The organism is Vibrio sp. HA2012 (genome assembly GCF_002812955.1).
GTDB lineage: Bacteria > Pseudomonadota > Gammaproteobacteria > Enterobacterales > Vibrionaceae > Vibrio.
In genome coordinates this window covers 545,862-559,904 of record NZ_PFXK01000001.1, presented here as the reverse complement: position 1 = coordinate 559,904, position 14,043 = coordinate 545,862, and the positions used below count along the sequence as shown (strand labels likewise).

Annotated in this window: 10 protein-coding genes; 6 read left to right on the top strand and 4 right to left on the bottom strand. The window is 45.2% G+C overall.

Going from position 1 to position 14,043, the window contains the following annotated elements; genetic code table 11:
- Window positions 1-297 precede the first annotated feature (297 nt).
- The 5 genes from CSW98_RS02550 (at window position 298) to CSW98_RS02530 (ending at window position 4,736) form a co-directional block, all read left to right on the top strand.
- Complete coding sequence (locus CSW98_RS02550; RefSeq protein ID WP_100799151.1) at window positions 298-903, top strand: GTP cyclohydrolase II; 606 nt, start codon at window positions 298-300, stop codon at window positions 901-903.
- Window positions 904-1,022: 119 nt separating this feature from the next.
- Window positions 1,023-2,636 carry a L,D-transpeptidase family protein gene (locus CSW98_RS02545; RefSeq protein WP_232733463.1) on the top strand — a complete coding sequence of 538 codons (1,614 nt, stop codon included), beginning with the start codon at window positions 1,023-1,025 and terminating at the stop codon, window positions 2,634-2,636.
- 170 nt (window positions 2,637-2,806) lie between these two features.
- Window positions 2,807-3,355: a peptidoglycan L,D-endopeptidase MepK gene (gene mepK / locus CSW98_RS02540; protein ID WP_100798866.1), complete on the top strand. Its 549-nt coding sequence runs from the start codon at window positions 2,807-2,809 to the stop codon at window positions 3,353-3,355.
- A 92-nt stretch (window positions 3,356-3,447) separates the two neighbouring features.
- Window positions 3,448-4,101, top strand: coding sequence for an MBL fold metallo-hydrolase (locus CSW98_RS02535; protein WP_100798865.1), 654 nt, complete (start codon window positions 3,448-3,450; stop codon window positions 4,099-4,101).
- A gap of 257 nt (window positions 4,102-4,358) precedes the next feature.
- Entirely contained in the window at window positions 4,359-4,736 is a 378-nt protein-coding gene (locus CSW98_RS02530) for a MarR family transcriptional regulator (RefSeq protein WP_100798864.1), read from the top strand.
- A gap of 45 nt (window positions 4,737-4,781) precedes the next feature.
- Here CSW98_RS02530 and CSW98_RS02525 read toward each other — a convergent pair whose 3' ends face one another.
- From CSW98_RS02525 to asnS, 4 genes are all read right to left on the bottom strand, one after another.
- Entirely contained in the window at window positions 4,782-5,498 is a 717-nt protein-coding gene (locus CSW98_RS02525) for a 3'-5' exonuclease (RefSeq protein ID WP_100799150.1), read from the bottom strand.
- A gap of 11 nt (window positions 5,499-5,509) precedes the next feature.
- Window positions 5,510-7,393 (bottom strand): putative nucleotidyltransferase substrate binding domain-containing protein, encoded by a 1,884-nt coding sequence (locus tag CSW98_RS02520; RefSeq protein WP_100798863.1) that lies wholly within the window; start codon window positions 7,391-7,393, stop codon window positions 5,510-5,512.
- A gap of 149 nt (window positions 7,394-7,542) precedes the next feature.
- Window positions 7,543-8,733 carry an amino acid aminotransferase gene (locus CSW98_RS02515; RefSeq protein WP_100798862.1) on the bottom strand — a complete coding sequence of 397 codons (1,191 nt, stop codon included), beginning with the start codon at window positions 8,731-8,733 and terminating at the stop codon, window positions 7,543-7,545.
- Window positions 8,734-9,010: 277 nt separating this feature from the next.
- A complete protein-coding gene (gene asnS / locus CSW98_RS02510; protein ID WP_100798861.1) occupies window positions 9,011-10,411 on the bottom strand; it encodes an asparagine--tRNA ligase in 1,401 nt (466 codons plus the stop codon).
- Between the two features lie 262 nt (window positions 10,412-10,673).
- Here asnS and CSW98_RS02505 point away from each other — a divergent pair, with 262 nt between their 5' ends.
- Window positions 10,674-14,042, top strand: a complete 3,369-nt coding sequence (locus CSW98_RS02505) for a PAS domain S-box protein (RefSeq protein ID WP_198517262.1) — start codon at window positions 10,674-10,676, stop codon at window positions 14,040-14,042.
- The last annotated feature ends 1 nt before the right edge of the window (window position 14,043 follow it).

The following is a 14,043-nucleotide window of genomic DNA, read 5'->3' as shown; positions in this document are numbered from 1 at the left end:
ATAACTCGCACGTGAGTAACATAAAAACGGGGTCTGACAAGATCCCGTTTTTTTACGCATAGGCATAGATTTTTTGTGGTTGTTATATAGTAACAATGGGGTAATATCCCTGTCATGCGGATTGAAATTTCCGGAAACATACCCATGTATATAACAGAAGCTAATTCTTGTCTTAAGGTCATTTGCCTGCCGGCAACACCTTCTGAATCCGGAAAGAGGTTTTTGCAAAGACATTCGAGACGCTTTCCTGAGAATACAATTAAGCCTGTGAATCTAATTTAGATAGTGAGTAAAGATATGGCGGAAGTCAGAGCCAGAGTCGCCTTAAAAGTGGGGATCAAAAGTAGTATTGACGCAGAGATCCTCTCTTTCAGAGGGTTGAACAGTGATAAAGAACATGTTGCGGTTATTTTCCAGTCTGCCGACAAAACAGCCGGAGATAAAACGCCGCTGGTCAGAATGCATTCCGAATGCCTTACCGGAGATGTGTTTCATTCTTCTCGCTGTGATTGTGGCGAGCAACTTAATGAAACTATCGAGAAAATGGGCGAACAGGGCGGTATTATCCTTTATTTGCGTCAGGAAGGACGCGGGATCGGCCTGTATAACAAGATCGATGCGTATACATTACAAAGTGCCGGGATGAATACCTATGAGGCGAATAATCATCTTGGGTTCGGCGATGATTTACGTGACTTTACCGAAGCGGCTCAAATGCTGAAAGCATTAGGTGTCGGGAGAATCAGGCTGATCACTAATAATCCTAAAAAGGTGAAAGAGCTGAAAGAGCTTGGTATTGAAATTGAAGAAGTAATCCATACGCTGGCGCATGTAAAAGACGGAAATAGAGCTTATCTGAAAGCAAAAGTTTCACACGGTAAGCACAAACTGGATCTGGATTAGGTTCAGAGAACAAAGGCCCCCTATTCAGTTGTAGGGGGCGGTTTTAATATTCTTCTTCTTCCCTTCCGGTTTCTTTGCCATACTTAGTATGTAACAACGTTGTAAAAGGCATGCTAAAGATGGTCAGGGTACTCATTTTTGTTTTTTCTCTTATTATTGCTTTTCCGGGAGCTGCCCTGAGTCGCTTTGATGCGTTGCGCTGGGTGGATAATCAGACTCCGGACAATGTCGTCTTGCTGCATAAGGAACTGGTTGCCCGGATCTATGCGTCGAATGGAAATCAACTACTCTGGTACAGTGACGATGCCATAAACGGATTCGAACAATTACTGGAAATTGTTACGGTTGCGGATCTGAGCGATCACTTTTTTAAGCGCCTGATTGCACTGAAAGAAGCGAGAGCAGAACATCAGGCAATGGCGTATGACATTGTCGCTACCGATACGCTTCTCTCTTATATCAGCTATACAGAGCTTTCCCGGGAAAATGGTAAAGACTGGTATTTTGGTGCCCGGATACCAACTGTTCTGCCTGAGCCATCAGAGCGGGCAAAAGTAGAATTGATGAAAGCGATACAGGATGCCCGGCTGGAGCGTTATCTTCAGCGGTCTCTTGCGATGAATGAAGAACAGAAAATGCTGTATGGCATGATAACGCAGCTTCGGCATAGTCGTTTTAAATTTTCCGCTTACTCTCCGAATCAGGTCAAAAGGCGGGGTGATACACTTAAGCGAAAAAGGGCGTTGCTGGAAAGACTGGCCATTGTCGGGGTAGATACGACCCGTATTGATGCAACAAGCACAGTATTTGATCCGGAAACGGAAAAAGCCGTGATCCGTTTTCAGGCTTTGCACGGGCTGAAAGCCGACGGTATTATCGGAAGAAATACCCTGAAATGGCTGAATACGCCAGTTGAGGAAAGAGCCAGAATACTGGCTCTTAATGCCGAAAGACTTCGGGTATGGCAGCCAGACCGGGATAATATTATGATTGTTAATGTCCCGGATTTCCGGCTTCGCTACTGGAATAACGGACATGCTTATTTTGATACAAAAGTGATTGTCGGACGGCGTTCACGTAAGACCCCCCTGATCGACACCCGGATGGATGCTGTTATTTTAAACCCTACCTGGAATGTGCCTCGAACCATTATGGTTGAAGATATCATTCCTGCGGTTCAGCGGGATAAAAATTATATAGCCAAACACCAGTATGAAATTTTGTCTGACTGGGTTTCTGAGCAGAGTATTAATCCTGATGAGCTGGACTGGAAGCAAGTTGTTCCGGAACAGTTTCCTTATCGTTTCCGGCAACATGCAGGGCCGGAGAATGCGCTGGGATTATATAAATTTAATACTCCTAACCGCAACTCTATTTTTTTACATGATACCCCGGGGAAGTCACTGTTTGACCGGGAAATTCGGGCTTACAGCTCTGGTTGTATCCGGGTTCAGGATGCCGATAAACTGGCAAATTTGCTGCTTAGTTCGCGTATCAGTGAACGGACGAAACAGGAAATTGCCGCTCAGAATATCAGCGGACAGGCCAACTATGTTATCAGTCTTAACAGGCCTATACCGGTGAGCATTGTGTATCAGACGGCATGGGTGGAATCCGGTGTTGTCCAGTACAGAAATGATATTTACCGGTATGACAGCTATGCCAAAAGTGACTCATTTGGTCAAAAACTCATCATGTTATCTATGGCGGATAAACAACTTTCAAAACAGTAAGTAACCTGTAGTTTCCAGTTTAAAAGCGGCATATTCGCCGCTTTTTGCATTTGACTGACCCCAAAACATTCGGTAGATTGCCGTGTTACAGAGGCATGGTGCGTTATTTGCTTAGTCTTCAGACAGGGATGTTTGTCTGTCGTTTTAGTTGTATTGAGGTTTGCTGTTTTATGTCTGCTGTTGATTTAAGTCGTCGCCGTTTTCTCACACATACCACCTGTGGTGTTATCTGTTCTGCCGTGCTTCCACAGGTTGCTTTTGCTGCTCAGCCGGGCAGAGAAAAGATCATCCGTCTGAATAATTTGCACACAGGGGAAACCCTTGAAGCCTGTTATTTTGACGGCAGACACTATATTGAATCTGAACTGCTTAAGATTAACTATCTGTGTCGCGATTTCCGCAGAAATGAAACTCATCCTATAGACAGGCAATTGTTGACACAACTGCAGGCAATACAGAATCGGTTAGGTGTGAAATCTGAAGTGCAGATTATTTCTGGTTACCGTTCTCCGGCCACCAATGAAATGTTGCGTTCTCAGTCTGATGGTGTGGCAAAAAAGAGCTTCCATATGCAGGGGAAGGCAATCGATTTCCGCCTCTCCGGGGTCAGGTTAAGTCAGGTCAGAAAAGCAGCATTATCACTACATTCTGGTGGCGTCGGCTATTATCCGGAAAGTAACTTTATTCATATTGATACTGGTCCAATCCGTCACTGGTAGTCGGGGGGGAGTCAGGATTTTTTCTGACTTGTAATCCCGTGTTTGTGATGCGATAGTCTCTCTCAGGCTATTATTAGAGATGAGAGTGTTTCATGAGTCTGCAATATCAGATTGTTCCCGTTACTTCTTTTTCCCAGAATTGCTCCATTGTATGGTGTGATGAAACGATGCAGGGGGTTGTGATTGATCCCGGTGGCGATGAAAAACAACTGGCACGCTTAGTCGGAGAGCTGGGTATTGATGTCATCAGCCTGCTGCTGACACACGGGCATCTTGATCATGTTGGTGGTACGGTACCTCTGGCTGAAGCTCTGGGGGCCACGGTCATCGGTCCACAGAAGGAAGATAATTTCTGGCTGCAGGGATTGGAAGGGCAGAGCCAGATGTTTGGGTTTCCGCTGACAGAGGCGTTTGAGCCGGACCAGTGGTTGAATGACGGCGATGAAGTTCGTTTTGGGCATCAGGCTCTGAAAGTACTGCATACACCGGGACATACTCCTGGTCATGTGACATTTTATAATGATGAAGCTCGAATTGCTTTTGTCGGAGATGTTCTCTTTAATGGCGGCGTTGGCCGGACAGATTTTCCTCGTGGTGATTTTAATACTCTTATCAGCTCGATTAAAAATAAACTCTGGCCACTGGGAAATGATATGAAATTTATTCCCGGCCATGGTCCGGAGTCAACTTTCGGCAGGGAGAGGGCGACAAATCCGTTTGTTGCCGATGAGATGCCACTTTACTGACATGTTACTTCTTTATTAAGACGCCGTTTTTGACTGGTTGTTTTTTACACAAAAAAAGGCCGGAAGTTGAATGTTGTCTGAATTTTAATCATATTCAACACCTTACTCTGTATATTTCGGGTAAATTTTGGTATAAAAGCCGCCTTATATTTACCCACTGTATGCAGGGTCTATTTATCTTTCAAATGTAACGGATCACACCAGGATGTTAACTTTGAAAGCTAAAAGGGCCTCATCAGTGAAGCGGAGAAGCACTAATGAGACTTGCTCATAAGCGTAAAGTGCAGATGAAACTGCAAAAACGTGTTAAGGCAGTTGTAGGTCAGACACCTGTAGCTCCTGTGAAAGCTAAGCCAGTAAAAAAGGCTGAAGCAGTAACGGTTAAAACCTCCCCGGCACCTGCAACGGCGGTTAAAGCAACAACGGTTGCTTTGACACCAAAGCAGCAGCAGGTTCTGGATATTGTTGTAAACAATCCTGACGGTATTAATCCGAAAAGCATCGGTCTGGAAGCCGGACAGGATGATGCGAAAGCCGCATCCTGGGCGACTGGAGCTCTGAAAAAACTTCTGGAAGAAAAGCTGGTTGTGAAAGAGCAGATGACAGGTAACAAAGTGATGTATAAGGCACAGTAAGTTCTTATTATCAGACAACTAAAAACCTCCTTTGCGGGAGGTTTTTTATTTCCAGAGTCTTTGGACTGGCATATCGGCTGGGTAGTGGTGAGCAATTTGAGCTTGTAGCAGTTCGGCTGTGGCGATAGCATCTGTCAGCGCATGGTGTGGCGGATAAGCGGGTAAACCGTAGCGGCTGCGGCTGGCTCCCAGACGGACAGACTCCGGTTTTTTTCCTTTGAGCAGATTCAGTAAACCGCCACTCTGTCGCCGTTGAATCTGGGCTTCCAGAACCAGTGTATCTATCACCGGAAATAGCATGCCTTCGCCGATACGGTTTTTTAAGGCACTATCCAGAAATTCACGTTCGATTTTCCGGTAATGAACAACAACAACGCTCCCTGCAAGTGCTTCAAGCAGACGTTCCAGAACCTGCGTAAGATCGGGTGCATCAATAATATCACTGTGGGTGATACCGTGAATAACTACCGATTCTTCTGCCAGTGGTTTATCCGGGTTCACTATCCAGTGTCTGGCATGATTCAGAGTAATTCTGCTCAGTGTAAAAGGCACCAGTCCAATGCTGATAATCCCGTCTTTTTTTGCGTCCAGTCCTGTAGTTTCAAAGTCGAGTGCAACAAAGGGAACCTGATTCAGGGGGGTTTCCGGCGCGACAACTCCCTGTTGATAAAATGCGGTCAGACGCGGATCCTGTACCCGGATCTTCTGCTTAGCATAGTATTCGGGCCAGTTAATGGTGTTGCTTTGAAAAAGAGTTTTCAGTTTCATTGTTATCACTTGAATTTGTTACTGGCCTGATAGCGGAATTTCAGGAAGTTTTGGGCATTACTCAGGATCTGAAACGCATCTTTCAGATTTCTGCGTTCAAAGTCTGACATGTTTTCCGGTTCGATACTGTTATCCGGTTCAATACCATTTTGTACATCAGCGGCCTGATGCCGGATCCTGACCATGGAGATAAACTCCAGTGCATCACGCAGATCAGCCGCCCGGCCTTTGGGTAAAATACCGGCTTCCATAATGTCGTCTAAGCGTTCAAAGGTATTTCTGGATCGAGAACCGACAGCCAAGGCGTGTACCCGGATTAAATCAGCCAGCGGAGCCGTACCGCGCCGTTTCAGATTGATCGAATTTTTATGCTGTCCGTCTTTTTCCATCACAAAATTTTTGAAAAAACCAAGCGGGGGAGTACGGTTCAGTGCATTGCGGGCAAGGCAGGCCAGAAAGCGGTTGTTTTTCCGGGCACGTCGCACAATGAAGCTGTTGAGTTGTTCTGCCCATTTCAGTCGGCCATAAACCCCGTCCAGATCGAAAAATATGCTGCTGTTAAGCAGTGCTTTTGGATTCGGATTATCTATCCAGTCCGCGAAACATTCCTCCCATTCGGTCTGAGTCATACGCCAGATCGGATTGGTCGCCATAATCTCTCCGGTACAATAAGGATATCCACACTGATCCAGTCCGTCGCAGACCAGAGTACTCAGTTTTTCAAAGTATTCTGCATGTTTTGTTGGATCGTAACTGTTGTCGAGAATAATGGCATTATCCTGATCCGTTATTAATAGCTGCTCATCCCGGGCCATTGACCCGAGTGCTAGAAAGCAGTAGGGGATGGGAGGTGCCCCCAGCGTTTCTTCGGCCAGTTCAATAATTCGTTGTTTAAAGCTACGGCCAATCACCGACATGGCCGTTCCGACCATGTGGGCGTTAGCATCCTCATTGACCAGCCGGACAAAGCTGTCTTTTACCTGTTCTGAAAGATGCTTCAGTTCATCAATACTGTTTTGGGTGAAAATACTGCTGACCAGAAGGAGAGAGCTCTGTGACTCATAGCGAACAATATCAGCGGATTCAAGCACACCGATAGGATGCCGGTTTTTCAGAATAGGGAGATGGTGCACGTTGTAGCGCAACATAGTCAGCATCGCCTCATACACATAGGCATTATGGTCGAGTGATACCAGCTCTGTTGTCATTACGGTATCGACCTTTTCTGTCGGAGATATGCCCTGTGCCAGAACCCGGGTACAGAGATCCCTGTCGGTAATAATGCCGACAAACTGACTGTGGTCTTCACCTTCTTCGATTTCAGGGTCGATGATCAGAACTGCAGATACGGATTCATCGGCCATCTTTTGTGCTGCATGCTGAATGGTTTCATTGCGGGAAATTCTGACCGGTTCACCTGATATAAGGGTGCTGATTTTGGATGTTGTCAGATCATTCGCTCCCTCCGTAATCGATACGGCTTGCCGTAGCCGGGCTGTATTTTCGACTTCGACAAAATCTGCGAAGCTGTCAAAGTTGTCATAAAGTTCCTGAAAAATTTGTTCCGGAATGCAGTAGATCAGTGAATCTTCAATCGCTTTGGCTGGGAAACGGGCTTTATTATTGGTCAGCAGTCCCATCTGGCCGAAGATGTCACCTTCATCAAGACGGTTATAAAGTTCGCCGTTACGGCGGGATATTTCTACAATACCACTGCGAACCATATAAAGATCATGCAGATGATCGCCAAAATGGACAATAGGGGTATCTTTTCGGTAGTAAGATATTTCAATGTTACTGCTGATATATTCAATCGTTTCCCCGGGAAGGTCATTAAATGGGGAGAATTGCTTAACAAAATTATTAATTTCCAGAAGTTCTGCTTCCATTGTGGGTTCCTGCTGTTTCCGGTAGAACTATCGTAACATTGAAGACGGGTTAATACTAAGCGGGGTTTTAATACTAAGAAGGATAGCGATGGATAAAAAAAGGCTGAACACAAGTGTTCAGCCCTTACAGATTGAAATCGCCGTATAAGTTACAGAACAGCAGCAATACCTTTACACAGAGGCAGCATATTTGCTTTGGTCATACCAGCGACACTGATGCGGCCAGAACCTACAATGTAGATACCAAACTCCTTTTTCAGTTGCGCAACTTGTTCTTTACTGAGTCCGGAGAATGAGAACATACCATTCTGACGTTCAATAAAACTAAAGTCGTTTGCTACGCCGAGTTCTTTTAATGTGGTCACAAACAGCTCACGCATTTCCTGAATACGGTCTCGCATTTCAGTGACTTCTTGTTCCCACTCTTCACGCAGTGACGGCGTGTTCAAAATATAAGTAACAACGGCAGCTCCGTGTGCCGGAGGATTGGAGTAGATAGAACGGATAATGGTCTTAATCTGAGAGAATGCCTGTGTAGCGATATCTTCTTTCTCTGCTACCAGAGTAAAAGCACCAACACGTTCATTGTACAGACCAAAGTTTTTTGAAAAAGAGCTGGCGACCAGAATCTCTGTATTAAAACGGGTGAAGATCCGCAGACCGGCGGCATCTTCTTCCACGCCTTTGGCAAATCCCTGATAGGCAAAATCAAACAGGGGCAGAAGTTGTTTATCGGCACATAATTTTGCCAGTATTTCCCACTCTTCAGTCGTTGGGTCAATGCCTGTCGGGTTATGGCAGCAACCATGGAAAAGAATCACATCTCCGGCTTCTGCTTTTTCCAGATCTGCCAGCATTGCCGGAAAATCTTTGTCTCTGCTTTCTGCATCGTAGTAGCTGTATTGCACGGTTTCCAGTCCGGCTGCTGTGAAGACACCGTTGTGGTTTGCCCAGGTTGGATTACTTATCCAGATACGAGGAGCATTCAGTTGACGGCGGATAAATTCTCCGGCGACACGAAGCGCACCTGTTCCTCCGGGAGCCTGAGCAGTTTTTGCTCTTTTTTGGGAAACAATGTCGGAATCAGCACCGAACAGCAGCTTTTGTACTGCCAGCCCGTATTCTGCGGTTCCTTCAATGGTCAGATAAGATTTTGTTTTTTCGTCTTCAAGCAGCGCAGCTTCTGCCTTTTTTACGGTAGCAAGAATAGGAGTTTCACCGCTCTCATTCTTATAAATACCTACGCCCAGGTTGATCTTTTCAGTGCGAGGGTCTTTTTTAAATTCTTCAGTTAGGCCAAGAATGGGGTCTGCCGGTGCCGCAGCGACTTTTTCAAACATAATCTCCGTCCATGTTGATAAGGGGTTGGTAAACGCCCATAGTTATACCTTTATGGCTGTATTGTGACAACAGATAATACAGAGAAACAGAAAAAAAATAGATTACAGTCATTTTTTCAGTTTGGTGATGATTTTACTAAGGTCATTCTGACTGAAAAACGGTTTTTAAACAGAGGATAACTGAGAAAAATCTGCGGGGCAGAGGAGCGGATTTTACGATAGGGATTTGAAGAAAAACCGCCTTAAGAAAGGCGGTTTTTGTCTGTCTGTATTCTGATCAGAAGTTTGCGCTGCGAGGTGTCCGAGGGAAAGGAATAACGTCACGTACGTTCGCCATACCGGTTACATAAGAGACAAGACGCTCGAAACCAAGGCCGAAACCGGCGTGAGGAACCGTGCCGTAACGACGCAGATCACGATACCAGTTCATATGTTCCGGATCGATACCCATTTCGATCATGCGTTTGTCCAGAATATCCAGACGTTCTTCACGCTGAGAGCCACCGATAATTTCACCGATGCCCGGTGCCAGAACATCCATTGCCGCTACTGTTTTGCCGTCGTCATTCATACGCATATAGAAGGCTTTGATGTCTTTTGGATAGTTTTTCACGATAACCGGAGCTTTAAAGTGTTCTTCCGCCAGATAGCGTTCGTGCTCTGAAGACATATCAATACCCCATTCAACCGGGAATTCGAACTCTTTACCAGAATCAATCAGGATCTGGATGGCATCGGTATAGTCTACTTGTGCAAAGTCCGAATCGACGAAAGCTTCAAGGCGGGTAATGGCTTCTTTATTGATACGTTGAGCGAAGAACTCCAGATCATCGCGACGTTCTTCCAGTACTGCTTTAAATACATATTTAAGCATTGCTTCTGCGAGACCTGCAACATCATCCAGATCAGCAAAGGCAACTTCCGGCTCAACCATCCAGAATTCTGCCAGATGGCGGCTGGTGTTGGAGTTTTCAGCGCGGAATGTCGGACCGAAAGTATACACTTTACTCAGAGCACAGGCATAAGCTTCGGCATTCAACTGACCGGATACCGTCAGGAAGGTTTCTTTGCCGAAGAAGTCTTCATTGAAATCAATATCCCCCTGTTCTGTATGTGGCAGATTAGCCATATCCAGAGTTGATACGCGGAACATTTCACCGGCACCTTCACAGTCAGAGGCGGTGATTAGCGGGGCTGACATCCAGAAAAATCCCTGCTCGTGGTAGAAGCGGTGGATAGCCTGAGACAGGCAGTTACGCACACGGGCTACAGCACCGATTACATTAGTGCGAGGGCGAAGGTGTGCGACTTCACGCAGATATTCGATGGAATGACGAGTTTTAGCCATTGGATAAGTATCGGCATCTTCCACCCAGCCAATAATGTTTACTGCTGTCGCTGCCAGTTCAAAATCCTGACCTTGTGCCGGAGATGCAACAACCGTCCCTGTTACTTCAACTGAGCAGCCGGTTGTCAGTTTCAGTACTTCGTCATTGTAATTATTCAGATTATTCGGGACCACGGCCTGAATCGGGTCGAAACAAGAGCCGTCATAAATGGCAAGGAAAGAGATCCCGGCTTTGGAATCACGACGTGAGCGGATCCAGCCCCGGACAGTTATTTCACTGTCAACAGCCAGTTTTCCACTGAGAACGTCTTTTACAGGCGCGTAAGTCATGTTTGATATATTCTCCGTTAAAACAAATCAGAATTTTTTATCCAGCAAGACATATTACCTGTGATAGGAATCGCTTCAACCTTTATTGGCCATTATGGGAATAAATTCAGGTAATTTACTGAAAACCGGGTTCAATATGGTGCAAAAGTAGACATTTCTTTTACTGAATGCACGTTTTGAATCTGCCATGTGGTGCTTTTGTTGACTGTATGTATCAGTTGGTTAATTATGTTTAATAAAGGTCAATAAGATGGAGATTTCTGTGAACCTTGCGTTGTATAAGAAAGATCTGTCCCCGCTCTGGATCTACCTGCAAACCGGGCTGTCATTGCTCGGGTTTCTGTTGATTTTTATTATCTACACGGTATTCAGCCATATGAATGATGAGCTCAATGAGCAAGTCACCAGTCAGAAAGCACGACTGAATATAGGTGAACTGATTGTATTAGATCTTAAACAGATGGAATCTTCTTTTTATCAGATGGCGACGACATCTGCTATTTCGGATCAGGAAGCCATATATAAAGGGTTGCATGCCAATATAGAACATCTGGAATCACTTCTGACCCTTTTTGAGAAAGGGGGGGCTGTTGAGGCTGATATTCATCTGGAATATATTCGCCAGAATGGCCTGCATAATGTCAATGTTTATCAAATTCAGCCGGGCAAGGAAGATTTTGTCCGGAAGGTCATAGAACTGTCCCCCTGGCTGGTTCAGATGCGACGTGAATCCGATGATTTGCTCCAGATGCTCAAAGAACGTGAGACCTACAAAAGTGCGGGTAATTCGCTGGAATATATGCAGACGATTAACCGGATAAAATCTTATCTGAATACACTTCCTCAGTCTTTTGAACGCCCTGTGGCTGTGGCTGATAATATGCTGCAGCGCAGCCATGCGAAAGTGCATGAGCTGGAAGCCAATATTGAAGAGCACAGGCACTATTATCAGACGCTTCAGCTTATCTTTTCCGTTTTCGTCATACTTGCCGTTATTTTTATCGGTTACTTTATTCTGCGTCAGGTTGAACGCTCTCAGGAGCGACTACAAAAAATGGCCAGAGATCTTGAATTTCAGACCTTTGCTCTTGATCAGCACGCCATTGTCAGTGCGACGGATGTCAATGGTAATATTGTGTATGCCAACGATAAATTTTGTGATATTTCCGGATATACACGTGAAGAACTGATAGGGAAAAATCACCGTATATTAAAATCGGATGAGCATGATGCGGCATTTTTTTCGGACCTCTGGAAAACCATTACAGCCGGAAATGTCTGGGAAGGAGAAATAAAAAATCGTTCAAGGTTTGGTACAAATAACTGGTTTGCTGCTACCGTCGTTCCTTTGCTTGATGAAAAAGGAAAACCTTTCCGTTTTTTTGCTATCCGGACGGAGATTACCAAAAGAAAGGAGATGGAAGATGCGATTCAGAAACATCATCATTTTCTGCTGAGTCTGACTAATACCATGGGGGAAGGGGTCTATGCTGTTGATGGGCAGGGAATATGTACCTTTATCAACCGGAAAGGGCTTGAACTGCTGGGATATACAGAACAAGAGATCATAGGCAAAGATATTCATGCTCTTATTCATCATCACGATGATGCTGGTGATAAGTTGAATGAGCAGAATTGCCCTATTCTGGTCAGTATCAGAGAGCAAAAAGATTATACCTCTGATAACCAGTGGTTTTTTAATAAAAACAATCAGGCTTTTCCTGTATCAGTTAATGCTGTCCCTATTACGCTTGCTAATGGCGGCGATGGTTATGTCTCTGTATTTCAAGATATTTCTTTGCGTAAAGAGGCGGTGCGAAATCTGAAAACGGCCAAGCGGCAGGCCGAAGAGGCCAGCAAAGCCAAAAGCCGTTTTCTCGCCAATATGAGCCATGAAATCCGTACACCGATGAATGTCATTATCGGGATGTCTCATCTGGCGTTACAGACAGACCTTTCCGAAGCGCAGAAAAATTATGTGGAAAAAATTCATCATTCAGCGGAGCTGTTGCTACGGGTTATTAACGATATCTTGGATCTGTCCAAAGTCGAAGCCGGTAAACTGGAGATTGAAAAGTCAGAGTTCTGGTTTAAAAGTGTGTTCGATGATTTGTCTTCAATCATTAATATCAGCATTAAAGAGAAAGGACTCGATTTGAGCTATGACCTGGATCCGGCGATACCGGCTCTGCTTATTGGTGATGCAATGCGGCTGAATCAGATTCTGGTCAATTTGTGTGGCAATGCGGTTAAGTTTACCGAACATGGTGGGATTACGGTATCGGTTTCTGTTTTATCCCGGCATCGTCCTGACATTGAACTGCTTTTTTCTGTTGAAGATACCGGTATTGGTATGTCTGAGTCTCAGCAGGAGAAACTGTTTTTGCCTTTTAGTCAGGCGGATGCATCAACAACCCGGAAGTACGGAGGCTCAGGTCTTGGACTGTCCATCAGTCGTGAGCTGGTTTCCATGATGGATGGGAAAATATGGGTAGAAAGCCAATTGAATAAAGGCAGTATTTTCTACTTTACGGCATGTTTTCAGTGTCCGGAAAAACGGAAAAATGCTCAGAATGACAGGACTCAGGAAACGGTTCAGGACGCAGCAGGAAAGCTGAGAGGGAAAAGGGTCTTACTGGTAGAGGATAATAAATTTAATCAGGAAGTTGCGGTTGGATTAATGGACAACTACGGGTTGGATATTATGCTGGCCGAGAATGGTCAGGTTGCGCTGGAGCTATTAAATAGCTATCCCTTTGATCTTGTTCTTATGGATTGTCAGATGCCGGTTATGGATGGATACACAGCAACAAAACTTATTCGCCAGAATGAGGTATTTGGATCGGTGCCTGTTATTGCAATGACTGCCAGTGCGATGCGTGAAGAAGTGGATGAGATGTATCGTTGCGGTATGAATGACCATATTGTTAAACCAATCAACGTAGAAAAATTTCTGAGTACATTAATATTCTGGACAAGTGACGAGGGAATGGTTTCTGGATCGAATGAGGAGCCGGTCAAGGAAACAGAACCGGAACGGCAGGCAGATGAGGACGACTTCAAAACACTGAATACCGCATTGGCGATGAAACGGCTGGGACTGGATAAGGAGAGCTATCTGCAACTGCTGAAACGTTTCGCTGAAAATGAAGCTGGCATACTTAATGACATTAAGACCGCCCGGGGACGGAAAGACTGGGTCAGTGCCGTGCAGGCGGCTCATACGTTGAAAGGGATCTCTGCAACGATTGGGGCAATGACGCTGCATGAGCGGGCAAAAATGAGTGAAATGCAGCTAAGACAGGAGCAGGAAACCCATTCAGAGCTACCGGATACCGCGAAAACATTAGCCGAGCTTGAAGAGCGGTTTGCACTTGTGGTTGACGAGATTTCTCGGTTAGCCATTCCTCCTGTAGCTGAAGCTGAAAATGAACAGAGTGAATATGCAGAGATTCTTTTCGAGTTGAAACAAAAACTGGCAGATTTTGACGGAGAGTCTGAAGAGCTGATTAATCGGCTACTGAAGATGAATATTCCGACAGAGGTCAGAGAACCGTGCCAGATTGCGTTAACCGCTATCGAACAGTATGACTTTGAAAAGGCGCTGGGCATACTGGATAAACTGGGGTGAA